The 24,645-nt window shown below is 62.7% G+C and carries 21 protein-coding genes and 7 tRNA genes; 5 read left to right on the top strand and 23 right to left on the bottom strand.

Annotation, left to right across the window (positions count from 1 at the left end):
• Positions 1 to 113: 113 nt before the first annotated feature.
• Both leuD and leuC read right to left on the bottom strand, forming a co-directional pair.
• Positions 114 to 758, bottom strand: a complete 645-nt coding sequence (gene leuD, locus JOE27_RS23940; RefSeq protein ID WP_046786537.1) for a 3-isopropylmalate dehydratase small subunit — start codon at positions 756 to 758, stop codon at positions 114 to 116.
• The gene (gene leuC, locus JOE27_RS23935; protein WP_115275632.1) at positions 755 to 2,188 is read right to left on the bottom strand and encodes a 3-isopropylmalate dehydratase large subunit; all 1,434 of its coding nucleotides are present in this window, start codon (positions 2,186 to 2,188) and stop codon (positions 755 to 757) included. The genes leuD and leuC overlap by 4 nt, the downstream gene beginning before the upstream one ends.
• A gap of 130 nt (positions 2,189 to 2,318) precedes the next feature.
• On the opposite strand from leuC, the gene JOE27_RS23930 reads away from it, so the two are divergent.
• Both JOE27_RS23930 and JOE27_RS23925 read left to right on the top strand, forming a co-directional pair.
• The gene (locus JOE27_RS23930; protein ID WP_012313455.1) at positions 2,319 to 3,197 is read left to right on the top strand and encodes a LysR family transcriptional regulator; all 879 of its coding nucleotides are present in this window, start codon (positions 2,319 to 2,321) and stop codon (positions 3,195 to 3,197) included.
• Positions 3,198 to 3,258: 61 nt separating this feature from the next.
• Entirely contained in the window at positions 3,259 to 6,555 is a 3,297-nt protein-coding gene (locus JOE27_RS23925) for a PAS domain S-box protein (RefSeq protein ID WP_115275631.1), read from the top strand.
• 119 nt (positions 6,556 to 6,674) lie between these two features.
• On the opposite strand, the gene JOE27_RS23920 is transcribed toward JOE27_RS23925, so the two are convergent.
• The 13 genes from JOE27_RS23920 to uvrB form a co-directional block, all read right to left on the bottom strand.
• Complete coding sequence (locus tag JOE27_RS23920; RefSeq protein WP_012313453.1) at positions 6,675 to 7,118, bottom strand: Hsp20 family protein; 444 nt, start codon at positions 7,116 to 7,118, stop codon at positions 6,675 to 6,677.
• Positions 7,119 to 7,267: 149 nt separating this feature from the next.
• Positions 7,268 to 8,239: a tRNA-dihydrouridine synthase gene (locus JOE27_RS23915; RefSeq protein WP_046786541.1), complete on the bottom strand. Its 972-nt coding sequence runs from the start codon at positions 8,237 to 8,239 to the stop codon at positions 7,268 to 7,270.
• Positions 8,240 to 8,290: 51 nt separating this feature from the next.
• Positions 8,291 to 8,725: a thioesterase family protein gene (locus tag JOE27_RS23910; RefSeq protein WP_046786542.1), complete on the bottom strand. Its 435-nt coding sequence runs from the start codon at positions 8,723 to 8,725 to the stop codon at positions 8,291 to 8,293.
• Positions 8,726 to 8,768: 43 nt separating this feature from the next.
• On the bottom strand, positions 8,769 to 9,602 hold the full coding sequence (locus JOE27_RS23905) for an alpha/beta fold hydrolase (protein WP_119688525.1): 834 nt from the start codon (positions 9,600 to 9,602) through the stop codon (positions 8,769 to 8,771).
• Between the two features lie 23 nt (positions 9,603 to 9,625).
• Entirely contained in the window at positions 9,626 to 10,165 is a 540-nt protein-coding gene (locus tag JOE27_RS23900) for a TetR/AcrR family transcriptional regulator (RefSeq protein WP_115275628.1), read from the bottom strand.
• 169 nt (positions 10,166 to 10,334) lie between these two features.
• Positions 10,335 to 10,410, bottom strand: a tRNA-Glu gene (locus JOE27_RS23895).
• Positions 10,411 to 10,452: 42 nt separating this feature from the next.
• Positions 10,453 to 10,528, bottom strand: a tRNA-Ala gene (locus JOE27_RS23890).
• 64 nt (positions 10,529 to 10,592) lie between these two features.
• Positions 10,593 to 10,668, bottom strand: a tRNA-Glu gene (locus JOE27_RS23885).
• Positions 10,669 to 10,710: 42 nt separating this feature from the next.
• Positions 10,711 to 10,786: transfer RNA gene (locus tag JOE27_RS23880), tRNA-Ala, on the bottom strand.
• A 52-nt stretch (positions 10,787 to 10,838) separates the two neighbouring features.
• A tRNA-Glu gene (locus JOE27_RS23875) sits at positions 10,839 to 10,914 on the bottom strand.
• Positions 10,915 to 10,986: 72 nt separating this feature from the next.
• Positions 10,987 to 11,062 (bottom strand) — tRNA-Ala (locus JOE27_RS23870).
• 246 nt (positions 11,063 to 11,308) lie between these two features.
• Complete coding sequence (gene gltX, locus JOE27_RS23865; protein ID WP_119688524.1) at positions 11,309 to 12,790, bottom strand: glutamate--tRNA ligase; 1,482 nt, start codon at positions 12,788 to 12,790, stop codon at positions 11,309 to 11,311.
• A gap of 146 nt (positions 12,791 to 12,936) precedes the next feature.
• Positions 12,937 to 14,952, bottom strand: a complete 2,016-nt coding sequence (gene uvrB / locus JOE27_RS23860; RefSeq protein ID WP_204920478.1) for an excinuclease ABC subunit UvrB — start codon at positions 14,950 to 14,952, stop codon at positions 12,937 to 12,939.
• A 287-nt stretch (positions 14,953 to 15,239) separates the two neighbouring features.
• Here uvrB and JOE27_RS23855 point away from each other — a divergent pair, with 287 nt between their 5' ends.
• On the top strand, positions 15,240 to 16,436 hold the full coding sequence (locus JOE27_RS23855) for an amino acid aminotransferase (protein WP_204920476.1): 1,197 nt from the start codon (positions 15,240 to 15,242) through the stop codon (positions 16,434 to 16,436).
• 74 nt (positions 16,437 to 16,510) lie between these two features.
• A tRNA-Asn gene (locus JOE27_RS23850) sits at positions 16,511 to 16,586 on the top strand.
• 61 nt (positions 16,587 to 16,647) lie between these two features.
• Here JOE27_RS23850 and JOE27_RS23845 read toward each other — a convergent pair.
• The 4 genes from JOE27_RS23845 to JOE27_RS23830 form a co-directional block, all read right to left on the bottom strand.
• A complete protein-coding gene (locus tag JOE27_RS23845; protein ID WP_174141820.1) occupies positions 16,648 to 17,208 on the bottom strand; it encodes a DUF1285 domain-containing protein in 561 nt (186 codons plus the stop codon).
• A 10-nt stretch (positions 17,209 to 17,218) separates the two neighbouring features.
• Positions 17,219 to 17,824: a DUF4823 domain-containing protein gene (locus JOE27_RS23840; RefSeq protein ID WP_012313444.1), complete on the bottom strand. Its 606-nt coding sequence runs from the start codon at positions 17,822 to 17,824 to the stop codon at positions 17,219 to 17,221.
• Between the two features lie 65 nt (positions 17,825 to 17,889).
• Positions 17,890 to 18,858 (bottom strand): radical SAM protein, encoded by a 969-nt coding sequence (locus tag JOE27_RS23835; RefSeq protein WP_204920474.1) that lies wholly within the window; start codon positions 18,856 to 18,858, stop codon positions 17,890 to 17,892.
• 107 nt (positions 18,859 to 18,965) lie between these two features.
• A complete protein-coding gene (locus JOE27_RS23830; protein WP_046786550.1) occupies positions 18,966 to 19,601 on the bottom strand; it encodes a TetR/AcrR family transcriptional regulator in 636 nt (211 codons plus the stop codon).
• A gap of 71 nt (positions 19,602 to 19,672) precedes the next feature.
• On the opposite strand from JOE27_RS23830, the gene JOE27_RS23825 reads away from it, so the two are divergent.
• The gene (locus JOE27_RS23825; protein ID WP_204920472.1) at positions 19,673 to 20,806 is read left to right on the top strand and encodes an aminotransferase class V-fold PLP-dependent enzyme; all 1,134 of its coding nucleotides are present in this window, start codon (positions 19,673 to 19,675) and stop codon (positions 20,804 to 20,806) included.
• A 273-nt stretch (positions 20,807 to 21,079) separates the two neighbouring features.
• On the opposite strand, the gene JOE27_RS23820 is transcribed toward JOE27_RS23825, so the two are convergent.
• Genes JOE27_RS23820 through mltG form a run of 4 tightly spaced genes read right to left on the bottom strand, consistent with a single transcriptional unit; the run spans position 21,080 to position 24,643 of the window.
• Entirely contained in the window at positions 21,080 to 21,862 is a 783-nt protein-coding gene (locus JOE27_RS23820; RefSeq protein ID WP_204920470.1) for a TatD family hydrolase, read from the bottom strand.
• A 29-nt stretch (positions 21,863 to 21,891) separates the two neighbouring features.
• Complete coding sequence (locus JOE27_RS23815) at positions 21,892 to 22,878, bottom strand: DNA polymerase III subunit delta' (protein WP_115275623.1); 987 nt, start codon at positions 22,876 to 22,878, stop codon at positions 21,892 to 21,894.
• On the bottom strand, positions 22,871 to 23,503 hold the full coding sequence (tmk, locus tag JOE27_RS23810) for a dTMP kinase (protein ID WP_046786554.1): 633 nt from the start codon (positions 23,501 to 23,503) through the stop codon (positions 22,871 to 22,873). Before tmk ends, JOE27_RS23815 begins: the two co-directional genes overlap by 8 nt.
• Positions 23,504 to 23,512: 9 nt before the next feature.
• A complete protein-coding gene (mltG, locus tag JOE27_RS23805; protein ID WP_046786555.1) occupies positions 23,513 to 24,643 on the bottom strand; it encodes an endolytic transglycosylase MltG in 1,131 nt (376 codons plus the stop codon).
• Positions 24,644 to 24,645: the final 2 nt, after the last annotated feature.

The raw sequence follows: 24,645 nt of genomic DNA, 5'->3' as shown, positions 1-24,645 counted from the left end.
TGTCTCTACGGCCGCTATCGCCGGCAAGCCGGCTCCCACAGCGACTGCACAGTGCGGGGTCGATGTGGGAGCCGGCTTGCCGGCGATGAGGCCAGCAAACCCGATTACATCATTCAGGCATCACGGAACAGCCAAGGCTGTGCGGTGCGGTGTTTGCCTTCAAACGCCTTGATCGCCTCGCCGTCCTGCAAGGTCAGGCCGATATCGTCCAGGCCATTGAGCAGGCAGTGCTTGCGGAACGCGTCGATCTCAAAGTGCAGCACCTTGCCGTCCGGACGGGTCACCGCCTGTGCCTGCAAGTCGATGGTCAACTGGTAGCCAGGGTTGGCTTCGACCTGCTTGAACAGCTCGTCGACTTCCTCATCGCTCAGAATGATCGGCAACAAGCCGTTCTTGAAGCTGTTGTTGAAGAAGATGTCGGCGAAGCTCGGCGCGATCACGCTGCGGAAGCCGTATTCGTCCAGCGCCCAAGGGGCGTGCTCACGGCTCGAACCACAGCCGAAGTTCTCGCGCGCCAGCAACACACTGGCACCCTGGTAGCGCTCGTGGTTGAGCACGAACTCTTTGTTCAGCGGGCGCTTGCTGTTGTCCTGGTAAGGCTGGCCGACGTCCAGGTAACGCCACTCGTCGAACAGGTTGGGGCCGAAGCCGGTACGCTTGATCGACTTGAGGAACTGCTTGGGAATGATCTGATCGGTGTCGACGTTGGCACGGTCCAACGGCGCGACGAGGCCGGTGTGCTGGGTAAAGGCTTTCATGCTGCGCTCCCTTGGATCAACTCGCGAACATCGATGAAGTGACCAGTCACCGCCGCAGCGGCAGCCATGGCCGGGCTGACCAGATGGGTACGGCCACCGGCGCCCTGACGGCCTTCGAAGTTGCGGTTGGACGTGGACGCGCAATGCTCGCCGCTTTCCAGGCGGTCCGGGTTCATCGCCAGGCACATCGAGCAGCCTGGCTCACGCCATTCGAAACCAGCCTCGAGGAAGATCTTGTCCAGGCCTTCACGCTCGGCCTGGGCCTTGACCAGGCCCGAACCCGGCACGACGATGGCCTGCTTGACGGTGGCAGCGACCTTGCGGCCTTTGGCGATTTCGGCTGCGGCGCGCAGGTCTTCGATCCGCGAGTTGGTGCAGGAGCCAATGAACACGCGGTCCAGTTGGATATCGGTGATCGCCTGGTTGGCGCTCAGGCCCATGTACTTGAGGGCGCGCTCGATCGAGCCACGCTTGACCAGATCGGCTTCGGCGGCAGGGTCCGGCACACGCTGGTCGACGGCCAGGACCATCTCGGGCGACGTGCCCCAGCTGACCTGCGGCTTGATTTGCGCTGCATCGAGCTCGACCACGGTGTCGAATACCGCATCGTCATCGGTTACCAGGTCTTTCCACGCCTCGACCGCACGCTCCCACTGCTCGCCTTTGGGCGCATAAGGGCGGCCTTCGACGTAGGCAATGGTGGTGGCATCGGTCGCAACCAGGCCAACCCGTGCACCGGCCTCGATCGACATGTTGCAAATGGTCATGCGGCCTTCCATGGACAGGGCGCGGATGGCGCTGCCAGCAAATTCCATGGCGTGGCCGTTGCCACCGGCGGTACCGATCTTGCCGATCACGGCAAGCACGATGTCCTTGGCCGTCACGCCGGCAGGCAATGTGCCCTCGACGCGCACCAGCATGTTCTTCATCTTTTTGGCGACCAGGCACTGGGTGGCGAGCACATGCTCGACCTCGGAGGTGCCGATACCATGGGCCAAGGCCCCGAAAGCGCCGTGGGTGGAAGTGTGCGAGTCCCCACAGACCACGGTCATGCCGGGCAAGGTGGCGCCCTGCTCGGGGCTGATGACATGGACGATGCCCTGGCGCACGTCATTCATCTTGAATTCGACGATGCCGTATTCGTCACAGTTCTCATCGAGGGTCTGCACCTGCAGGCGCGACACCTGGTCGACGATGGCCTCGATCCCGCCCTTGCGTTCCGGGGTGGTCGGCACGTTGTGGTCCGGGGTGGCGATGTTGGCATCGATGCGCCACGGCTTGCGGTTGGCCAGGCGCAGGCCTTCAAAGGCCTGGGGCGAGGTCACTTCGTGAATGATATGGCGGTCGATGTAGATCAAGGACGAGCCGTCATCACGGCGCTTGACCTCATGGGCTTCCCAGAGTTTGTCGTAGAGCGTTTTGCCAGCCATCAGACTGTTCCTCATCAGCGTCTTTCTATGCCAAAGACCCCTTGGCTTGTACGGACGATGCTATGGCGATAGATTGAATAACTCAAATTCATAATTTTCATGCTTTGCATAACCATCAGGAATTCGAACAATGGACCTGGCCAACCTCAGCGCCTTCATTGCCATTGCCGAGACCGGCAGCTTCTCCGGGGCCGGCGAACGCCTGCACCTGACTCAACCGGCCATCAGCAAGCGCATTGCCGGGCTGGAGCAACAGCTGGACGTACGCCTGTTCGATCGCCTGGGCCGCGAGGTGACCTTGACCGAAGCCGGCCGCGCCCTGCTGCCACGCGCCTATCAGATCCTCAACGTCCTCGATGATACCCGACGTGCGCTGACCAACCTGACCGGGCAGGTGAGTGGTCGCCTGACCCTCGCCACCAGCCATCACATTGGCCTGCACCGCCTGCCCCCGCTGCTGCGGGCATTCACCCGCCAGCACCCGGCCGTTGCGCTGGATATCCAGTTCCTCGATTCAGAAGCGGCCTATGACGAGGTTCTGCACGGGCGCGCCGAGATAGCGGTCATCACCCTGGCGCCAGAGCCCCATCACCTGATCAAGGCCATCCCCGTCTGGGACGACGCACTGGACTTCGTCGCCGCCCCCGAGCACCCGCTGGCCAGCAATACCCAGGTCAGCCTGGCTGACGTTGCCCGCCATCCGGCGGTATTTCCAGGTGGCAATACTTTCACCCACCACATCGTCCAGCGCCTGTTCGAAAGCCAGGGCCTGGCCCCGAACATCGCCATGAGCACCAACTACCTGGAAACCATCAAGATGATGGTCTCGATCGGCCTGGCCTGGAGCGTGCTCCCGCGCACCATGCTCGACGATCAGGTTGCACCCATCGCTTTACCCGGCATACAGCTGTCACGCCAGCTAGGCTACATATTGCATACCGAGCGAACGCTATCGAACGCCGCCAGGGCCTTCATGGCCCTGCTCGACAGTCACGCAGGGGCCGCCTGACCGGTCGTCAGGCCTGCACTTCCAACCCAGGGACGCGTCAAACGCCAAAGGTCTGGTATCCATGCCCAAATCAGCAAACCGCTTTCCGCGCCTGCCGCGCATCCCTGCGGCCGACCCCCAGGAGTCGGAACTGGCCTGGCAGAACGCTCCGCAATTGCTGGCTGCGCTCAATGGTGCCCGCCTGGGCGCCTGGCTGTGGGACATCGACAGTGGGCGGGTCAGCTGGTCGCGCGGCACCCAGGCACTGTTCGGTTTCGATCCGCAGCGCCCCTTGCCCAACGACATCGACTACCTGGACCTGTTGCCGGAAGAAGATCGCGCCCGCACACGCCAACTGTTCCAGGCAGTGGTCAACGGTGAACCGGCCGAGAAAGCCATGCGCCACCGCATCCGCTGGCCGGATGGCAGCCTGCACTGGCTGGAAATCAACGGCAGCCTGACCCATGACCGCCAGGGCCGGCCTCAGATGATCGGGGTAATCCGCGAGATAACCCGCCAGCGCGAGCGGGAAACCGCCCTGATCAACTCGGAGAAACGCTTTGCCACCCTGTTCCACCTGAGCCCCAACGCAATTCTGCTCACCCGCCACCACGACGGCATGATTTTCGAAGTCAACCAGCATTTCGAAGACATGTTCGGCTGGCCCGGTGACCAAGTGATCGGCAAGACCACCCTGGAGCTGGGCCTCTGGGCAACCCCGGAGCAGCGTCACCTGGTACTGGATGCGACCCGTGCCAGCGGCGGCCCGGCCATCTTGGAAGTGCAGTTGCGCGCCAGCAGCGGCAAGATCCACGACGGCATCCTGTGCGCCCAGGGCATCGAACTGGAAGGGGTGACATTCCTGCTCAGCACCTTCGTCGACACGTCCGAGCGCAAACGCGCCGAGCAAGCGCTCAAGGATAGCCAGGAACGCCTTGACCTGGCCCTGGACTCGGCGCAACTGGGCACCTGGGACTGGCACATACCCAGCGGCATGCTCTATGGCTCGGCCCGTGCCGCACAATTGCACGGGCTGGACCCGATACCCTTTCACGAATCGTTCGACGCATTTTTCGAAGGCGTGCCCCAGGACGAACGCGATGGCATGCGCCAGGCTTACCGCAGCCTGCGCGAAGGCCCAGAAGGCAACTACCAGATAACCTACCGGGTGCAACTGGAAAACGGCGCTTCACGCTACATCGAAAGCCGCGCTCGCCTGTACCGCGACGAGCACGGCAACCCGTTGCGCATGGCTGGCACCCTTCTGGACATCACCGAGCAGGTCGAGCGCGAACTGCGCCTTAGCGCCTCGGAAGAGAAGTTCGCCAGCCTTTTCCAGGTCAGCCCCGACCCGATCTGCGTAACCCGCCAGGACACTGGCCAGTTCATCGAGATCAACCCGGCCTTCACCCAAACCTTCGGCTGGAGCGCCGAACAGGTGATCGGCCGCACCGCCGAACAGATCGGCCTGTGGGCCGAGTCGATCGAACGCGCCCACCGCATCGAACGGGTTATCCGCGAACAGGCCCTGAGCAATGTCGCCGTGGTGGTCAACCACCGCAACGGCTCACCACTGACCTGTGTGATTTCCAGCCGGCTGGTCAGCGTCGACAACCAGCCCTGCAGCGTCACGACCCTGCGCGATATAACCCAGCAGCAACGGGCCGAAGCGGCGCTCAAGTCCAGTGAAGAGAAGTTCGCCAAGGCATTTCACTCCAGCCCGGACGCCATCACCATCACCGAGCGCCACAGCGGTCGCTATGTGGAAGTCAACGATGGCTTCTGCCGGCTGACCGGCTACAGCACCGCCGAAGTGATCGGCCGCAGCGTCTACGAGCTGGGTATCTGGGCCGACGACAAGCAGCGCAACGCGTTGCTGGTGGAGCTGAAGGAGCGTGGCCGGGTACACCACCGGGAGATGCTCGGGCGCAACAAGCGTGGCGACATTCTCACTGTGGAAGTATCGGTTGAGCCGATCAGCCTCAACGAGGCCGATTGCCTGTTACTCACCGCGCGCGATGTCAGCCAGTTGAAGAATGCCCAGGCACAGATCCGCCACCTGGCCTACCACGACCCGCTGACCAACCTGCCCAACCGCGCCTTGCTGATGGACCGCCTGAGCCAACAGATCGCCCTGCTGCGCCGGCACAACCTGCGCGGCGCCCTGCTGTTCCTCGACCTCGACCATTTCAAGCACATCAACGACTCCCTCGGCCACCCGGTGGGCGACACGGTGCTGAAGATCATCACCGCCCGCCTGGAAGCCAGTGTGCGCCTGGAAGACACGGTGGCACGCCTGGGTGGTGATGAATTCGTGGTACTGCTCAGTGGCCTGGAAGGCAGCCGCGAAGCGGTGGAGAACAAGGTTCGGGAGCTGGCCGATACCCTGCGCGAACTGCTGGCCGAACCCATGTCGCTGGACGGCCAGCGTCTGCAGGTAACCCCAAGCATTGGCGTGGCACTGATCCCCGACCACGGCACCACCCCCGCCGACCTGCTCAAACGCGCCGACATCGCCCTGTACCGCGCCAAGGACTCAGGGCGCAACACCACCCAGCTGTTCCATACCACCATGCAGAAGGCCGCCAGCGAGCGCTTGCGCATGGAAAGCGACCTGCGCCTGGCCCTGGCACGGGGCGAGCTGGCCTTGCACTTTCAGCCCCAGGTGGATGCCCGCGACAACCGCATTGTCGGGGCCGAGGTACTGTTGCGCTGGCATCACCCGCAATTGGGCCAGCAACCGCCGGCTCAGTTCATCCAGGTGCTGGAGGAAAGCGGCCTGATCCTGGAAGTTGGCAGCTGGATACTCGACGAAGCCTGCGACGCTTGTTCGCGCATGCTCGCAGACGGGTTGATCGATGCCGATGATTTCAGCCTGTGCGTGAACATCAGCCCCCGGCAGTTCCGCCAGAACGACTTCGTCCAACGGGTGCTGCGCAGCCTGGACGACTATCGCTTGCCACGGCACATGCTCAAGCTGGAAATCACCGAGGGCATCGTGATCCAGAACCTGGAAGACACCATCAGCAAGATGCGCGAGCTCAAACGCTATGGGGTGAGCTTCGCCATGGATGATTTCGGTACGGGCTATTCCTCGCTGACCTACCTCAAGCGCTTGCCGGTGGACGCGCTGAAGATCGACCAGACCTTCGTGCGCGACGCCCCGCAGGACTCCAACGACGCCGAGATTGTCCGCGCCATCGTCGCCATGGCGCGCAGCCTTGACCTGGCGGTGATCGCCGAAGGCGTGGAGCTGACAGAGCAACTGGAATTTCTGGAGCGGCTGGGGTGCCACCTGTACCAGGGTTACCTGCACAGCCGGCCGCTGCCGCTACCGGAGTTCCGGCAGATGCTGCTGGAGGCCCCCGCCGATTTCTGAGCAAGGAAAAAAGGATTTGGGGCCGCCAGGCGGCCCAATGCAGGAAAGCCGGCTCCCACAGGGTAGGAGCCGGCTTGCCGGCGATGGGCTGCGTAGCAGCCCTGATAACGCCGCCAGCCTCAGTTGAGTGCTGGTTTGTCACCATTGATCGGGATGCGCTTGGCCTTGGCTTCTTCCGGCACAATGCGCAGCAAGTCAATGCTGAGCAGCCCATTGGCGAGGCCTGCCGATTTGACCTCGATATGGTCCGCCAGGCGGAACGACAGCTTGAACGCGCGCTGGGCGATACCCTGGTGCAGGTAGGTCACTTCTGCGGCGCCGTTTTCGCGTTTGCCGCCGATCACGGTCAGGACGCCTTTCTCGACCTGAAGGTCGAGGTCCTGCTCCTGGAAACCGGCTGCGGCAACGACGATGCGATAGTGGTCATCGCCATGCTTTTCAACGTTGTAGGGAGGGTAGCTGCTACCCGCCTCGTTACGTGCCGCAGACTCGAACAGGTCGTTGAAACGGTCGAAGCCAACGGAATGGCGGAACAGAGGTGCAAGAGAGAAAGCGGTAGTCATGGTCATAAACTCCTGAGATTCAGCAAGTAAAGTCACTACGCGACCCGGCTTCGGCATCGCGTACTGAATAAATAGGGCTCAGGAGATGGCTTTCAAGGGGCAAAAACAAAAAATTTTGCGGTGGCTTTACCGGCCCCAGGCAGAACTGATCACGCGACACATTCCTCGAATGCCTGCACTTCAACGCCCAGTAACCGGCTGATCCGCTGGCAATCATCTTCCCTGCGCAGCTCGGCAAACAGCAGCACCGCCTCGGGGTAGCTACGCGTCAGCATCGCCAACCACTGCTTCATCCGCCCCGGTGCGTAGCGCGGCGACAGCTTGGCCTGGGCCTGGCGCCAGAACTCGCGCAGCAAAGGCAACAACGCCTCCCAACTCATCGGCTGGTACTCACGCCCGTCCCGCGCAGCCGCAATCTGCAAGGCCAGGTCCGGCCGCGACACCAGCCCCCGCCCGAGCATGATGTCCTCGGCGCCGCTCACCTCGCGGCAACGCCGCCAGTCGTCCACGGTCCAGATCTCACCGTTGGCGAACACCGGCACCTTCACCACATCCTGCACCCGCGCCACCCACTCCCAGTGCGCTGGCGGCTTATAGCCCTCGACTTTGGTGCGTGCATGTACCACCAGGTGCGCCGAGCCGCCCTCAGCCAGCGCGGTCGCACAATCGAGCGCACCGTCCGGGGTATCGAAGCCAAGGCGCATCTTGGAGGTGACCGGGATGTGCGCCGGCACTGCGCGCCGCACTTCACGCACGATGGCGTGCAGCAGTTCGGGCTCCTTGAGCAGCACTGCGCCGCCGCGTGACTTGTTCACGGTCTTGGCCGGGCAACCGAAATTAAGGTCAATCACCGGCGCCCCCAGCTCACAGGCCAGCGCAGCGTTTTCGGCCAGGCAGACGGGGTCCGAGCCCAGCAACTGCACACGCATGGGTACACCGGCAGCCGTGCGCGCGCCCTGACGCAGTTCAGGTGCGAGCTTGTCGAAGGAAGAAGCAGGCAACAGGCGGTCGCACACGCGGATGAACTCGGTGACGCACCAATCGATGCCGCCCACTCGGGTCAGAACGTCGCGCAGGATGTTGTCGACCAGCCCCTCCATAGGGGCCAGGGCAATTTGCATTTCGAGGTCTCGGCGGGAAAAGCCGGCAGTCTACCAAAAAATGCCGGGTATTCAGGCGCCGATCAGCGCAGGACCGTACCCGTCGATGAACTCCGCCGGCATGCGCCTGGGTTTGCCACTGGACAACTCGATGCAGGCAAAGGTGGTCTGCGCGCGCAGCAGCGTCACACCGTCACGCGGGCGCTTGAGCTGGAAGCGCCGGGACATGCGCAGGCGCTGATCCCAATCGATGATCCAGGTTGCCAGTTGCAACTCGTCATCTTCGTAGGCTGCAGCGAGGTAGTCGATTTCATGGCGCACCACCGCCATGGCCCGGTCCAGGCGCCGGTATTCGGCCAGGTCCAGCCCCAGGCGCTGGGAGTGGCGCCAGGCGCAACGCTCCAGCCACGTGACGTAGACCGCGTTATTGGCGTGCCCGAGGCCGTCGATGTCCTCGCTGCCGACGCGCAGGTCGATGATGAATGGCGTTGCCAGGTCCCAACTCATGCCCGCTCCCAATGTCAGTGAACGGGCAGAGTGTATCGGATGTTCAAGCGCTTTGCCGGGCGGGCGCACTGACACGCGCCAGTAATTCGAGCACCGCCTCGCTCACGCGCGGGTCGGCGAGCACGCGCTGGTGGCCACCCTCCTCCAGCCGCAGCAGGCGGCTGTCGAACCAGGCCTTGTGGATGATCTCGGCCTCACCGGCGGGCACCAAGGCATCATCGGCGGCATGCACGACCAGCCCTGGCAGCTCCAACTGGTAACCACTGACATCCAGGCGGTTGATCTGCATGCCGACGTCCTGTTCGACCTTGCGGATGAACGCGGCCCTGGCTCGCGCCGGCAGGCCAAGGTGGCGGGCGAAGCCGCGCAGCACACCAAGCAGCTGGGCCGGCGCTGCAATACTCACCGCAGCCTCGGCCCGAAGCCCCATCTGCAGTGCCAGCAAGACACTGGCACCGCCCATGGAATGGCCTATCACGGCACGCAACGGCGGCAGTTCGGCGGCAGCCTCCAGCAGCGCACGGGCAAACAGCACCACGTGCGCTTGCTGCCCAGGCGAACAGCCATGGGCCGGCCCCTCCAGAGAGACCACGGTATGCCCGGCCTTTACCAGGGTTTCGATCAACGCGGCAAACTGGGTCGCACGCCCTTCCCAGCCGTGCATCAGCAACACGGTCGGGCCTTGCCCCCAACGCAATGCCGACAGCCCGAAGCGCAGGGTGATGCGCTCGGCGCTCGCCAGCAATGGCAACTCCCACTGCCTTGGCGGCAGGTTGCGCGGGGTCATGAAGGCCCGGCGCATCTTGCCGGCCACATGCTCGGGGGCCAGACGCCCCAGGGTGCCATTCACGCCGCGAATCCAGCTCAGGGTAGTCATCGCCTTGCTCCAGGGTCAGAAGCTTAGATAACCGCCGATTTGGCGGCACGCAGGATGCGGTCAGAAAGCTCGCCCGTGCCCAAGGCACGCGCCAGGGCCAGGCCGCCTATCATCAGGGCCAGATCAGCCAGGGCCTTGTCGGCATCTTCAGGGCGGTCAACCATCGCCGCCGTCATCAATTCGATGTGCTCGGCCAGTACCTCGCGAAACACGTCTGGCAGGCGCTGCATCTCGCCGATCGAATTGGGCAGCGGGCAGGCATGCACCTGCGCATCGCGGTGCTTGCGCGACAGGTAGAACGCGCTCACCAGCGCCCGCCGCCCTTCCCCGTCCAGGCTCGGGTCAACGTGAGCCAGCAGGGCCCTGCGCTCGCTGAGCAATTGGCGAAATGCCTCGAGCATGAGCTGGTCCTTGCTGTCGAAGTGCGCATAGAAGCCTCCCACAGTAAGCCCTGCAGCACCCATGACCTGGCTGACGCTTGGCTCGGCGGGGCCGTGCTGGATCAACGCGCTTCGCGCAGCCTCAAGGATCCGCTCGCGGGTCTTGGTCTTCTTGTCGCTCATGGCCGGCTCACGATCAGAATATGATGATCGAAATATTATTCTCATAATATTTTTTGGCAAGCAGAATCGACCACCGCCTGTCGGTGCACATTTTTCAGGGAGGGAAAAAACAAAAGGCCCATTCAATAATCGAATGAGCCTTTAAAGTCCCGCAAAACGCGGGTAAAAATGGCGTCCCCTAGGGGACTCGAACCCCTGTTACCGCCGTGAAAGGGCGGTGTCCTAGGCCACTAGACGAAGGGGACATAACCTTCGCGAAGATCCGCTGCTGCGAACCCTGGCTAAATTGGTGGAGCTAAGCGGGATCGAACCGCTGACCTCCTGCATGCCATGCAGGCGCTCTCCCAGCTGAGCTATAGCCCCGAAAACAAAAGGCTCATCCAATATGCGAATGAGCCTCTTTAAGTCCCGCAAAACGCGGGTAAAGTGGCGTCCCCTAGGGGACTCGAACCCCTGTTACCGCCGTGAAAGGGCGGTGTCCTAGGCCACTAGACGAAGGGGACGTAACCTTCGCGAAGATTCGCTGCTGCGAACCCTGGCTAAATTGGTGGAGCTAAGCGGGATCGAACCGCTGACCTCCTGCATGCCATGCAGGCGCTCTCCCAGCTGAGCTATAGCCCCGGATTTCTAGCCTCTCGGCCCAGCGACGCATTGAACATCGCTTGTGCAAAACTGGCGTCCCCTAGGGGACTCGAACCCCTGTTACCGCCGTGAAAGGGCGGTGTCCTAGGCCACTAGACGAAGGGGACGAACCTTCTTACCTTCAAGACCCGGTTGCTGGACCCGGTCTTGCTTATCAGCCGAAGCTGTTAAGCGGAATTTGGTGGAGCTAAGCGGGATCGAACCGCTGACCTCCTGCATGCCATGCAGGCGCTCTCCCAGCTGAGCTATAGCCCCACAATGTCGCTCTGAACTGAATCACCGGCTGGGTGCCTGGCGCTTCGTTTCGTTCATCGCTGTGGACGGGGCGCATATTAAGTTCGGATTGCAGGGCTGTCAAACGAAATTTTGAAATTATTCAAAAGTTTTTTCACAGATAACAACCACTTACCACCCTGCCCTGATTTGCGCACTCTGCTTTTGAGCACTTGAACCATTGCCAGCGGCATAGCCCGCTGGCAATGGCCCCGCGTCAAAGCCGCATCAGGCGATGTTGGCCAGCAGCTTTTCCCACTCTTTGTTTTCTTTCTTCGACACACCACCGAGCAGGTCCAGGGCTTGGCGCAGGCGATAGCGGGTAAGGTCAGGGCCGAGGATCTCCATGGCATCGAGCACCGACACCGAGCTGGCCTGGCCGGTGATGGCGGCGAACATCAGCGGCATGGCGTCACGCAGCTTCAGCTCCAGCGCTTCGACCACTGCCTGGATGCAGCCGGTGATACGCTCTTTTTCCCACTGGCGAAGGCTTTCCAGTTTCCACAGGATCAACTGCATCACCTGGCGCACCTGGTCGGCGGAGAGTTTCTTGCTTTCGAACAGTTTGGCGTCGAGCTTGAGCGCGCCCTCGAAGAAGAAACCACCCAGCGGAGCAACCTGGCTGAAGGTTTCGACCCGCCCCTGCACGTGCGGGGCGATTTTCATCATGTAGTCGCTGTTGAACGCCCACTTCTGCACGCGTGCGGCGAATTCTTCCACCGGCAGTTCGCGCAGCCACTGGCCGTTGAGCCACGACAGCTTCTCGATGTCGAAGATCGGGCCGCCCAGAGAGATACGCGACAGGTCGAAGTGCTCGACCATTTCGGCCAGGGAGAACTTCTCGCGCTCGTCCGGCATCGACCAGCCCATGCGGCCGAGGTAGTTGAGCATGGCCTCAGGCATGAAGCCCATGCGCTCGTAGAAGGTCACCGAGGTCGGGTTCTTGCGCTTGGAGAGCTTGCTCTTGTCCGGGTTGCGCAGCAGCGGCATGTAGCACAGCTTGGGCTGCTCCCAACCGAAGTATTCGTACAGCTTGATCAGCTTGGGTGCCGATGGCAGCCACTCTTCACCGCGCAGTACGTGGGTGATGCCCATCAGGTGGTCGTCGACCACGTTGGCCAGGAAGTAGGTCGGCAGGCCGTCGTTCTTCATCAGCACCTGCATGTCCATGCGGTCCCATGGGATCTCGACATCGCCACGGAGCATGTCCGGAACCACGCAGATACCTTCGCTCGGTACCTTCATGCGGATCACATGGGGCTCGCCAGCGGCCAGGCGGCGCTGCACTTGCTCGTCGCTCAGCAGCAACGCGCGGCCATCGTAGCGCGGGGTTTCGCCACGGGCCATCTGCTCGGCGCGCATCTGCTCCAGCTCTTCGGCGGTGCAGAAGCAGTAGAACGCATGGCCGGCATCGACCAGTTGCTTGGCGTACTGGGCGTAGATCTCGCCGCGCTCGCTCTGCCGGTACGGGCCGTGCGGGCCGCCCACATCCGGGCCTTCGTTCCATTCGATGCCAAGCCAGCGCAGGGCGTCGAAGATCTGCTGCTCCGACTCGCGGGTCGAGCGCAACTGGTCGGTGTCCTCGATGCGCAGGATGAACTCACCGCCATGCTGCTTGGCGAAGCAGTAGTTGAACAGGGCGATGTAGGCGGTGCCGACATGGGGGTCGCCCGTGGGCGATGGCGCGATACGCGTGCGTACGGTGGTCATGGAGGGTCTCGAACGAAAGATGAAACAAAGGCACGATGTTAGCAGGGTGCGGGCACCGCGCTCCAGCGCGGGAGGTGGGTTATTGGGCTATCGGACGCCTGGAGACCGCCAAACATCATGCCGCTCCCCAAGGACCGAACCAGGCTTCAACTGGTAATCAACCGCTCGCGCAGCTTGGTAATCTCGTCGCGCAACTGCGCCGCCGCCTCGAATTCCAGGTCGCGGGCAAACTGCATCATTTTCTCTTCCAGTTGCTTGATGCGCTTGGTGATCTCGCCCGGCGTGCGCAGTTCGGCCTCGTAACGGGCGCTCTCCTCGGCGGCCTTGGCCATGCCCTTGCGCTTCTTGCTACGCGACCCCGGCACGGTGGCGCCTTCCATGATATCGGTGATGTCCTTGACCACGCCCTTGGGCACGATGCCATTGGCCTGGTTGAAAGCGATCTGCTTCTCGCGGCGGCGCTCGGTTTCATCGATGGCACGCTGCATGGAGCCGGTTATCTGATCGGCATAGAGAATCGCGCGGCCATTGAGGTTGCGCGCGGCACGCCCGATGGTCTGGATGAGCGAGCGCTCGGAGCGCAGGAACCCTTCCTTGTCGGCGTCCAGGATCGCCACCAGTGACACCTCGGGCATGTCCAGGCCCTCGCGCAGCAGGTTGATGCCAACCAGTACATCAAAAGTGCCCAGGCGCAGGTCACGGATGATTTCGACCCGTTCCACGGTATCGATGTCCGAGTGCAGGTAGCGCACCCGCACATCGTGATCGGCCAGGTAGTCGGAGAGATCCTCAGCCATGCGCTTGGTCAACGTGGTGGCCAGCACCCGCTCGCCCAGCGCCACGCGCTTGTGGATTTCCGACAGCAGGTCGTCGACCTGGGTCAGCGCCGGACGCACCTCGACCTGCGGGTCGACCAACCCGGTCGGGCGCACCACCTGCTCGACCACCCGCCCGGCGTGCTCGGCTTCGTAAGGCCCGGGCGTTGCCGAGACAAAGATGGTCTGCGGGCTGACCGACTCCCACTCATCGAAGCGCATCGGCCGGTTGTCCAGCGCCGATGGCAGGCGAAAGCCGTACTCGACCAGCGTTTCCTTGCGCGAGCGGTCGCCCTTGTACATCGCCCCGACCTGCGGAACGCTGACGTGGGATTCGTCGATCACCAGCAGCGCATCGTCCGGCAGGTAGTCGTAGAGGGTGGGCGGCGGTGCACCGGCCGGGCGCCCGGACAGGTAGCGCGAGTAGTTCTCGATGCCGTTGCAGTAACCCAGTTCGAGAATCATCTCCAGGTCGAACCGGGTACGCTGCTCCAGGCGCTGGGCTTCGACCAGCTTGTTGGCCTTGTGCAGGTACTCGAGGCGGCCCTTGAGCTCGTCCTTGATCCCTTCCACTGCCTCCAGCAGGATTTCCCGCGGGGTAACGTAATGGCTCTTGGGGTAGAAGGTGAAACGCGGCAACTTGCGGAAGACTTCCCCGGTGAGCGGGTCGAACGCAGCGATGTTCTCCACCTCGTCGTCGAACAGCTCGATGCGGATGGCTTCGAGGTCCGATTCGGCCGGGAAGATATCGATGACGTCGCCGCGTACCCGGAAGGTGGCACGGGCAAAGTCCATCTCGTTGCGCGTGTACTGCAGATCGGCCAGGCGGCGCAACAGTGCACGCTGGTCAAGCTTGTCGCCGCGGTCGACGTGCAGGACCATCTTCAGGTAGGTCTCGGGGCTGCCCAGGCCGTAGATGCACGAAACCGTGGTGACGATGATCGCATCGCGACGCTCCAGCAGCGCCTTGGTCGCAGACAGCCGCATCTGCTCGATATGATCGTTGATCGAAGCGTCCTTCTCGATGAAGGTGTCCGAGGAAGGCACGTAGGCTTCGGGCTGGTAATAGTCGTAATAGGAAACGAAATACTCGACGGCGTTGTTCGGGAAGAACGCCTTGAACTCGCCATACAACTGCGCGGCGAGCGTCTTGTTGGGCGCCAGCACCAAGGTCGGGCGCTGCACCTGCGCAATGACGTTGGCAACGCTGAAGGTCTTGCCCGAGCCGGTCACACCGAGCAGGGTCTGGTGCGACAGGCCTGCCTCGATGCCCTCTACCATCTGGCGGATAGCCTCGGGCTGGTCGCCGGCCGGCTGAAAACGGGTGACGAGCTGGAACTCGGACATGTCGGACCTCGCGGTAACGCAGCAACTGTAAATTTAGCCAGTAGTCTATACCCAAATGCGCCCGCCTGGGGCCGCATTCAAGGCGGCGGTGTGAACGCTCACTGCGGTGGACCGGGCAATTCGACCAATGGTTGAAAAAAATTTGCGCAAATAGCCGGAAAAGCTGCGCCACACTGTCGCAGTGACCGGTCGGTATCACTATACTGACTCCCCGTTTGTGCACCGCTTCAGTGCATTCGGCTGGAGCGTGTACGCCCTATCACTCTCCATTCAGAGCCAAGGTAACAATGAGCCTGTTTTCCGCTGTCGAGCTGGCACCCCGCGACCCCATTCTGGGCCTCAACGAAGCATTCAACGCCGATCCCCGTACCGACAAGGTCAACCTGGGTGTGGGCGTGTACTGCAATGAGGAAGGCCGCATTCCGCTGCTGCGCGCCGTGATCGAAGCCGAAACCCAGCGTGCCGCCCAGCACGCTTCGCGCGGCTACCTGCCGATCGACGGCATCGCCACCTACGACCAGGCCGTGCAGAAACTGATCTTCGGCGCCGAGTCGCCACTGCTGGCCGCTGGCCGCGTGGTTACCGTGCAGGCCGTTGGCGGTACCGGTGCACTGAAGATCGGCGCCGACTTCCTCAAGCGCCTGTCGCCCAATGCCGTGGTCGCCATCAGCGACCCGAGCTGGGAAAACCACCGCGCCCTGTTTGAAACGGCCGGCTTCCCGGTACAGAACTACCGCTACTACGACGCCCCGAGCAACGACGTCAACCGCGCCGGCATGCTCGAAGACCTGAACAACCTGCCGCCTGGCTCGATCATTGTCCTGCACGCCTGCTGCCACAACCCGACAGGCGTCGACCTGGGCCTGGACGACTGGAAAAACGTTCTGGAAGTGGTCAAGGCCAAGGGCCACGTACCGTTCCTCGACATGGCCTACCAGGGCTTTGGCGAGGGCATCGGCGAAGACGCCTTCGCCGTGCGCCTGTTCGCCGAGTCGGGCCTGGACTTCTTCGTTTCCAGTTCGTTCTCCAAGTCGTTCTCGCTGTACGGCGAGCGCGTTGGCGCACTGTCGATCGTGACCGGCAACAAAGACGAAAGCACCCGCGTGCTGTCGCAGGTCAAGCGCGTGATCCGCACCACCTACTCCAACCCGCCGACCCACGGCGCAACCATCGTTGCCACCGTACTCAACAGCGCCGAACTGCGCCAGATGTGGGAAGCCGAGCTGGGTGAAATGCGCCAGCGCATCCACGGCATGCGCAAGCAGATGGTCGAACTGCTGGCCGAATACGGCGCCAAGCGCGACTTCAGCTTCGTTGGCCGCCAAGCGGGCATGTTCTCCTATTCGGGCCTGACCGTAGAGCAAGTGGCACGCCTTAAGAACGAGTTCGGCATCTATGCACTGGATACCGGCCGCATCGCCGTGGCTGCACTGAACCAGAGCAACATCCACGTGGTCACCAAGGCCATCGTGGAAGTGCTGTAACTGCTTGATTTGGCTGGCTGATTCGCTGGGGGCGGGTTGACTTGCCCCTGGCAATCGGTAAGATATGCGCAGATTCCGCGATAGCTCAGTCGGTAGAGCAAATGACTGTTAATCATTGGGTCCCTGGTTCGAGTCCAGGTCGCGGAGCCAAATACCAAAAACCTCCAGATGCGCAAGCACTGGAGGTTTTTTTATTGCTACGCCGAGGTATTCAGCAGTTGCGCCCGATGGGATAGAACTGCCCATGGCTCCAGACGCCCAGCCATTGCTCGCCATCGATCTCACGAGGCACCGCCAGCTCGACCAACTGGTAGAACACATTGCGGTGGATCAACGCCTCTAGATTGTTGCGCATCAGCACATAAGGCGAAGGCTCCTGAGTGACAGGGTCAACCTCTACCCGCAGCGGATTGCGCGGCCCGGCCTCTACCTGATCCTCGACGTTGCTGGTAAAACTCAGCACCTGCTGCTCGCCCGTGCCCCGCACATCCAGCGTCACGGCAACGAACGGCGCATCGTCGACCCGAATACCCACTTTCTCTACCGGCGTGACCAGGAAGTAGTCGTCGCCATCACGGCGGATGATGGTGGAAAACAAGCGCACCATCGGCTTGCGCCCGATCGGCGTGCCCAGGTAGTACCAGGTACCGTCACGGGCAATACGCATATCGATATCGCCACAGAAGTCCGGATTCCACAGATGCACCGGCGGCAGGCCCTTGTGCTTGGGTAACTGCGCCAGAAGATCATTGGCCTTGCCGGAATCTGTCATCACCCTGCCCTCACTCACTCATGCCCAGAAGGCTACGAGCGTACTCGCGCATCGGCGCTGCGAGCAAATCCTGCGGAGCATTGTCGTGGAACGTCAACAAACCGCCACGGCTTTTGATTCGCGCAGTGTCGATGAGGTAGCGGGTACTGGTTTCGATCAGCATCATCTGCACCACACCGGTGTCCCAGCCCAGGCGGTCGACAGCCTGCTCGTCATACCACTCATCGCCATTGCCGATACGGTCGTCGGTGCGGGCAAAACGGGTATACAGCACATAGTCGGCGCCGACCGAGCGGGCCTCGGCGATGGCCTCTTCGAGGCCCAGCGGGCCCTGGGCGCGCCGTACCAGCGGGAAATACTCGACGAAGCTCTTGAAGGCCTCCTCGGCAACCACGTTCTGCTTCGGTACTGGCCCTTTGCTTGGCGGCATGAAGGCGCCCTGGCCGATGAAGATGAACGAATCGGGCTGCAGGCGAATCGACAGCGTGCGGCGTGTGTCGCTGTGATCCAGCAGGCCGGCATCGCTCATGTGGTAACGGACGCCCTCGCCCATATCGCTGACATTCATGCAGCCGCCCAGCGCCATAAGCGCCAGCAGCAAGACCAGGCTACGCATCTTTCCTCCAGTGACCGGCGACGAAAAACCGGCGAATAGCCGGCGGATGCAGCTTTTGCGCCAGATCAGCCGCCAATCACCTTCATCACCATCACGTCACCGGAAAACGCCAGCGCCTGTTTGTCGGCCAACGCCTTGACCAGCAACCGCTGCAGGGCTGGGAGCGCCTGATGACGGGGCTGCTCCAGCAGATCGCCGACAAAGTGACGGTTGCTCGACGACAGGCACCCGTGCAGCCAGCCGGTAGATGACAGGCGCAGGCGCGAGCAGCTCCGGCAGAACGGTACGCTCTCGTTGGCGATCACGCCGAAATGGCCCCTGCCCGGCACCTGGTAACGCAGCGCAGTGGCATCCAGCGGCGCATCGGCCCTCTCAAAAGCATGCGCGTGGCCAATCAGATCCAGCAGTTGGTCGAGCCCCACGAACTGCTGCAGGAATGCGTTGTGATCACGGGCCAGATGGCCCATGCGCATCAGTTCGATGAAACGCAGTTCGAAACCTCGGGCCAGGCAGTAGTCGAGCAGGGGTACAACCTGGTCCAGGTTCTGCCCACGCATGGGTACCATGTTGACCTTGATCTGCATGCCCCTGGCACTGGCCTGCTGCATGCCCGCGAGAACGCTGGCCAGGTCGCCACCACGGGCGATGCGCCGAAATGCCTGGGGGTCGAGCGTATCGAGGGACACATTTAGACGACGGATGCCGGCCGCCTGCAACTGCGGCAACTTGCGCCCGAGCAACTGACCATTGGTAGTCAGGGTGATGTCCTGGAGCTCGAGCTTGGCCACTGCAGCCAAAAAAGCATCCAGCCTGGGGCTGACCAGTGGCTCACCGCCGGTAATACGCAGGCGCTCTATACCGGCTGCCTCGATCAGATAGGCCACCCCGCGGGCCAGCGCCTCGGCGGACAGCTCATCCTGCGCCGCAACCAGGCGTTTGCCGTTGGGCACGCAGTAGCTGCAGGCATAGTTGCAGGCAGCCGTCAGGCTGACGCGCAGGTTGCGAAAACGCCTGCCTTGACGATCGACAATCATGAATGACTCCGGCATGGATGAAACGGGGCCGGCAAAACCTGACTCAAAATTCAGGTTTTTGCAAGCCCCCGTTCCACACCGGATTCAACCGAGCGGGACGGAGCGCTTCAGTTCGCGGGTTCCGGGTCACGCTTGCGCTTGTTGCCCATGCGCACGCCGATGTCCATGAGGAACTGGAAGAAACCTTCCTGGTCCTCGAGCACATTGCTCCAGAATGGCGAGTGGTAGAGCGCCACGGCACCGTGCACCAAGGCCCAGGCGGCGCAGTAATGGAAGTATGGCGGCACGTCTTCGAGCTTGCCTTCGCTGATGCGGCCCTTGATCAGCTGGGTCAGCCGGTCGAAGTTGGAGGCACGGATGCTGTGCAGCTCCTCGACCATCTCCGGCACCTGGTTGCCCTTGACCACCTTTTCTTCCAGGCGATCGAACAACCGGTAACGCTGCGGGTCGCGCATGCGGAACTCGAAATAGGCGCGCGACAGCGCCTCCTTGTCGCGATCGACATCGGCCGAATGCAACAGCGCATTCAGGTCACGCTCGTAGTCGAGCATCAGGCGCAGGTAGATCTCCGCCTTGGACTTGAAGTGCTTGTAGATCGTACCTTTGCCGATACCTACAGCGTCAGCGATCATCTCGACGGTGACACTGTCTTCACCCTGTTCGAGAAACAGCTTGAGCGCAGTATCGAGGATTTCCTGTTCGCGACGGCGAAACTCACGGACCTTACGAGGTTCTTTCTGCATGGGAAGGACTGGATGACATTGAAGCGGTTTATTATGCCTAACTTGCAGCAAATTGCACGGATCATCCAACCATGTCTATGTTTCACGATGAGTTTGACCAGGCTCCGGGGCTGCGCTACCTGAACCACGCGGCCATCGCCCCCTGGCCACGCAGGGCCAGCGAAGCCGTGGCGCGCTTTGCGCGGGAAAACGTGAACCTGGGCGCCAGTGACTACCCGGCATGGTTGGCCACCGAGCGACGCCTGCGTGAGCGGCTCGCGCGCCTGCTCAACGCACCCTCACGCGGCGATATCGCGCTGGTCAAGAACACTTCCGAGGCGCTGTCACTGGTAGCTTTCGGCCTGGACTGGCAGCCCGGCGACCAGGTGGTGATCAGCGACGAGGAGTTCCCCTCCAACCGGGTTGTCTGGGAGGCGCTGACCGATCGCGGCGTCGAGGTGGTTCAGGCAAGCCTCGCCGGGGCCGATCCGGAGGCTTCGCTACTGGCGGCCTGCAACCGGCGCACACGCCTGCTGGCGGTCAGCGCCGTGCAGTTCGGCAGCGGCCTGCGCCTGGACCTGACGCGCCTGGGCCAGGGGTGCCGGGCACGCAAGGTACTGTTCTGCGTCGATGCCATTCAGCAAATTGGCGCCCTGCCTTTCGACGTGCAGCGCTATGAGTGTGATTTCGCCATGGCTGACGGGCACAAATGGATGCTGGGCCCTGAAGGCCTGGGGGTATTTTACTGCAGGGCCGCGCTGCGTCCGCAGCTAAGGCTCAACGCCTATGGCTGGCACATGCTGGATAATATGGGTGACTTCGAACGCCGCCAGTGGCAGCCCGCCCGCAGCGCACGGCGGTTCGAATGCGGCAGCCCGAACATGCTCGGCGCGTGCGCGCTGGAGGCCAGCCTGTCGCTGCTCGAGGAGGTCGGCATGGACGAAGTTGCCCGGCAATTGCAGCAACGTGTCGAGCAGTTGCACCAAGGGCTGGCGGGTATTTCCGGGGTCCAGTTACACAGCCCGGATAGCCCGGCGCGACGGGGTGGAATCGTCACATTCAGTATTTGCGGCCAGAACAGCGCAGACATTCACCGCAGCCTGACCGCAGAGCGGACGATCTGTGCCCTACGAGGCCCAGGTGTGCGCTTTTCGCCGCACTTCTATACCAGTGAGCGGCTTATCGACGAAGCTGTGCAGCAAGTACGGCGCCTGGCCATGCGCTGAGGAAGGAAGCGGGCCCGGGCGTATTCCAAATCTGTTTAAAAAACGAACAATTGGCACTGGCACTGCGCCAAACCTGACCAATACTTGAAGTGTTGGCGCGGCGCATCCCCCCCAGTGGCGCGTCGATAAAGGTGCTCACGGACCGCGTACCTTTGTTTTACTCCTAATGGTCTTAACCCGGATTCCTCCCCCAGAACCCGGGTTTTTTTTGCCTCAATGGCGCAGCTGGGGCCACGGGCAGATTTGCAGCGCCCTTGAGAGTCAGCGCCCGGCTCAGACCACCCGGGCCAAAGGGAACAACCGCTTGAAGTTGTCGGTGGTCTGCCCGGCCAACTGCTCATAGCTGACGCCGCGCAAGGAAGCCACGTACTCGGCCACCTCACGCACATACTGCGGCAGGTTCGGCTTGCCACGGTAAGGAATCGGAGCCAGGTACGGCGAGTCGGTCTCCACCAGCAAGCGATCGACCGGCACCAGTCGCGCCACCTCGCGCAAGGCATCGGCATTGCGGAAGGTGACAATACCGGACAGCGAAATGTAGTAACCCAGGTCCAGGGCCGCCTTGGCCATCTCCCAGTCCTCGGTGAAGCAATGCAGCACGCCAGCCTGCGGCAGGCTGGCCTCACGCAGCAGCGCCAAGGTGTCGGCTTTGGCTGCTCGCGTATGCACGATCACCGGCTTGCCGGTCTGGCGCGACGCCTCCAGGTGCAGGCGGAACGACGCCTGCTGCAGCTCGGCCGCCTCCGGCTCGTAGTGGTAGTCCAACCCGGTTTCACCGATCGCGACGACATGCGGGTGCGCCAGTTCGCGCAGGAGCCATTCCAGCGCTGGGGTCTCGCCGGGGGCCAGGTCAAGCGGGTGCACGCCCACCGAGCAATCGACATCGGCGTACTGCTCGCTCAGCGCCTTCACTGCCCCGGCATTTTCGGCGCTGACACCGATACACAGAAAATGCCCGACCCCGCGCTCGCGGGCCGCCTGCAGGGCGGCATCGAGGGAGCCCTGATGGGCACTGAGGTCAAGACGGTCGAGGTGGCAATGAGAATCTACGAGCATGGGAGACGTCACACATGAAAAATGAAAAATCAGCGGGAGCCGGGCAACTGCACCCAATGGGCCAACAAGGCTTCCAGCAGCAGCACGCGGTTGAGGTTGGCCTTGCCCAGCACCTTCTGGCGCTGCTCGAGGATCCACGCCTGCACCTCGAGCACCTTGGCCTGCCGGCTCTTCTGCGCAAGGTATTGCACCACCTTGCGCATATCGGCCAAGCCTAGCCCCTCCTCGTCCTGGGTCAATTGATAACGCAGGATCAGGTGCGACCAGTCGAAGAACCAGTCGAACAGCAGCAACAAGGGCACACCACTCCACGCCTCGGCCAGCTGACTGGGTGATTGCTGCTGCTTGAGCAGCTTTTTCACCCCATCGGTCACCAGCGTACGTTGCTCGCGCACACCTTGGGCCTGCAGGTTCACCGCCATCAACGGCGAGCCGGCAGCAAGGGTCAGCAGCTCGTCACGCTCGGCCTCGTCACTGCCGGCCAGCGCGGTGGCCAGCCAGGCCTGGCTCTGGGCAAGGCTAGGCTGCGGGCAGCTGACCTGCTGGCAGCGGCTCTTGATGGTCGGCAACAGGCGGCTGGGCTGGTGGCTGACCAGCAGCAGCACGGTGTCGCCGGAAGGCTCTTCCAGGCTTTTGAGCAGGGCGTTGGACGCATTGACGTTCATCGCCTCGACCGGCTCGATCAGGATGACCTTGCGCCCGCCCAACTGCGCCGTCTGCACGACGAACGACACCAGTTCGCGCACCTGATCGACCTTGATCGGCTTGTCAGCCTCTTCAGGCTCCAGCACAAAGTTGTCCGGATGGCTGCCCGCTTTGAGCAGCAAGCAGGACTTGCACTGCCCGCAGGCATCAAGCCCCTGTGGCTGCTGGCACAACAAGCGGGCCATCAGGCGCTCGGCCAAGGCGCGCTTGCCGATACCCTGCGGCCCGTGCAGCAGGTAGGCGTGGGCATGCTGCGCACGCCCCGCCAACTGCTGCCACAGCGCCTGCTGCCAAGGGTAGGCTTCAGCCACGGCAACGCTCCAGGATGCCCGGCAACAGCGCGTCAATGGCGCGCTGCACGGCTTCCAGCGGCTGCGCCGCGTCCAGCAGGTCGTAGCGCTGCGGCTCGCGCCGGGCGCGCTGCAGGTAAGCCTGGCGCACGGCCTCGAAGAAGGCCTGGCCCTCCTGCTCGAAACGATCCAGCCGCCCACGGGCGGCAGCACGGGCCAACCCTACTTCCACCGGCAGGTCGAAAACCAGCGTCAGGTCGGGGCGCAGCTCGCCTTGAACGAACTGCTCGAGCACGGCGATCCGCTCTACCGAAAGGCCGCGGCCACCGCCTTGGTAGGCGTAGGTAGCGTCCGTGAAACGATCACATAGCACCACGGCCCCACGCTCCAGCGCCGGGCGGATCACCTGCGCCAGATGCTGAGCGCGCGCGGCGAACACCAACAACAGCTCGGTGTCGGCAGCCATCACTTCATCACTCGGTGCCAACAGCAGTTCGCGGACCTTTTCAGCCAGCGGAGTACCGCCAGGCTCGCGGGTAAGCACCACATCCAGCCCCTGCTCTCGCAGGCGTGCTGCCAGGTAATCACGGTTGGTACTTTTGCCCGCGCCTTCGGGGCCTTCCAGGGTAATAAACAAGCCGCTCACAGGCAGTCCTTAATGTTGTTCGTCAGCCGCAGGCGCGTCGGCCGGCGCGGGGTCGCTGGCCGGTGCCGGGTCCTGGGCAGAGGGTTCGCCAGACTCTGGCGACGCTTGGGGAGCGGGGCTTGACCGGTAATCCGCACGGCGCTTGAGCTGATACTCGCGCACTGCAGAATTGTGATCGTCCAAGTCATCGGAGAACACATGGCTGCCATCACCCCGGGCGACGAAGTACAGGCTGGTGCCATCGGCTGGATGGAGCGCAGCGTGGATCGCCTCTCGCCCGACCATGGCGATCGGCGTGGGCGGCAGGCCAGAGATGGTATAGGTGTTGTAAGGCGTTGGCTCACGCAGGTCGGCGCGGGTGATTCTGCCGTTGTAGCGTTCGCCCATGCCGTAGATGACCGTAGGGTCTGTCTGCAGCATCATCCCCAGCCGCAGGCGACGAACGAACACCCCGGCAATTTGCCCGCGCTCCTGGGGGATGCCGGTTTCCTTCTCCACCAACGAGGCCATGATCAACGCCTGGTACGGGTCACGATAAGGCAAGTCGGTGGCGCGCTCGGCCCACTCTTTGGCCAGCACTTCGTCCAGCCGCATATAGGCCTGCTGCAGCAGCTCGACGTCACTCATGCCCCGCACGAAACGGTAGGTATCAGGGAAGAAGCGGCCCTCCGGAAACACGCCGGTGTGGCCAAGCTTGTCCATGACTTCGGAGTCGGTAAGGCCATCGAGGGTGTGCTTGATCTTCTCGTGCCTGGCGATCGCCGAACGCACCTGGCGGAACGTCCAACCCTCCACCAGGGTCAGGTTGTACTGCACCACATCGGCACGGCGCCAGGCGTCGAACAACGCTTCGACGGTCATGCCCGGCGTGATGCGATATTCGCCGGTTTTCAGGGGTGTGCCGGCCATGTTGAAGCGCCAGTACAGGCGCAACCAGAAGGCGTCATCGAGCAACCCCTCGCCCTCCATGCGGTAGAACATGCGATTGGGGTTGGTGCCACTGGGCACGTCGAGCAGTTGCTCCTGCGTCACGCGCAAGGGCTGCTCCAGCACCGAGTTGACCTTCCAGGCAGACCAGCCCAATGCCAGGCCGGCCAGGATCAAGCCCATTTCCAGCAGCAGCAGGATTTTGCGTCTCACGA

Origin of the sequence: Pseudomonas sp. M5, assembly GCF_016907075.1 — a bacterium.
Lineage (GTDB): Bacteria > Pseudomonadota > Gammaproteobacteria > Pseudomonadales > Pseudomonadaceae > Aquipseudomonas > Aquipseudomonas putida_E.
The sequence above is the reverse complement of the archived record's forward strand: the minus strand, read 5'-3'. Positions and strand labels throughout refer to the sequence as shown.

Bases quoted from the DNA above. Each gene is read 5' to 3' on its own strand.
- leuD (WP_046786537.1), bottom strand. From the start codon at position 758: ATGAAAGCCTTTACCCAGCACACCGGCCTCGTCGCGCCGTTGGACCGT.
- leuC (WP_115275632.1), bottom strand. From the start codon at position 2,188: ATGGCTGGCAAAACGCTCTACGACAAACTCTGGGAAGCCCATGAGGTC.
- JOE27_RS23930 (WP_012313455.1), top strand. From the start codon at position 2,319: ATGGACCTGGCCAACCTCAGCGCCTTCATTGCCATTGCCGAGACCGGC.
- JOE27_RS23925 (WP_115275631.1), top strand. From the start codon at position 3,259: ATGCCCAAATCAGCAAACCGCTTTCCGCGCCTGCCGCGCATCCCTGCG.
- JOE27_RS23920 (WP_012313453.1), bottom strand. From the start codon at position 7,118: ATGACTACCGCTTTCTCTCTTGCACCTCTGTTCCGCCATTCCGTTGGC.
- JOE27_RS23915 (WP_046786541.1), bottom strand. From the start codon at position 8,239: ATGCAAATTGCCCTGGCCCCTATGGAGGGGCTGGTCGACAACATCCTG.
- JOE27_RS23910 (WP_046786542.1), bottom strand. From the start codon at position 8,725: ATGAGTTGGGACCTGGCAACGCCATTCATCATCGACCTGCGCGTCGGC.
- JOE27_RS23905 (WP_119688525.1), bottom strand. From the start codon at position 9,602: ATGACTACCCTGAGCTGGATTCGCGGCGTGAATGGCACCCTGGGGCGT.
- JOE27_RS23900 (WP_115275628.1), bottom strand. From the start codon at position 10,165: ATGAGCGACAAGAAGACCAAGACCCGCGAGCGGATCCTTGAGGCTGCG.
- gltX (WP_119688524.1), bottom strand. From the start codon at position 12,790: ATGACCACCGTACGCACGCGTATCGCGCCATCGCCCACGGGCGACCCC.
- uvrB (WP_204920478.1), bottom strand. From the start codon at position 14,952: ATGTCCGAGTTCCAGCTCGTCACCCGTTTTCAGCCGGCCGGCGACCAG.
- JOE27_RS23855 (WP_204920476.1), top strand. From the start codon at position 15,240: ATGAGCCTGTTTTCCGCTGTCGAGCTGGCACCCCGCGACCCCATTCTG.
- JOE27_RS23845 (WP_174141820.1), bottom strand. From the start codon at position 17,208: ATGACAGATTCCGGCAAGGCCAATGATCTTCTGGCGCAGTTACCCAAG.
- JOE27_RS23840 (WP_012313444.1), bottom strand. From the start codon at position 17,824: ATGCGTAGCCTGGTCTTGCTGCTGGCGCTTATGGCGCTGGGCGGCTGC.
- JOE27_RS23835 (WP_204920474.1), bottom strand. From the start codon at position 18,858: ATGATTGTCGATCGTCAAGGCAGGCGTTTTCGCAACCTGCGCGTCAGC.
- JOE27_RS23830 (WP_046786550.1), bottom strand. From the start codon at position 19,601: ATGCAGAAAGAACCTCGTAAGGTCCGTGAGTTTCGCCGTCGCGAACAG.
- JOE27_RS23825 (WP_204920472.1), top strand. From the start codon at position 19,673: ATGTCTATGTTTCACGATGAGTTTGACCAGGCTCCGGGGCTGCGCTAC.
- JOE27_RS23820 (WP_204920470.1), bottom strand. From the start codon at position 21,862: ATGCTCGTAGATTCTCATTGCCACCTCGACCGTCTTGACCTCAGTGCC.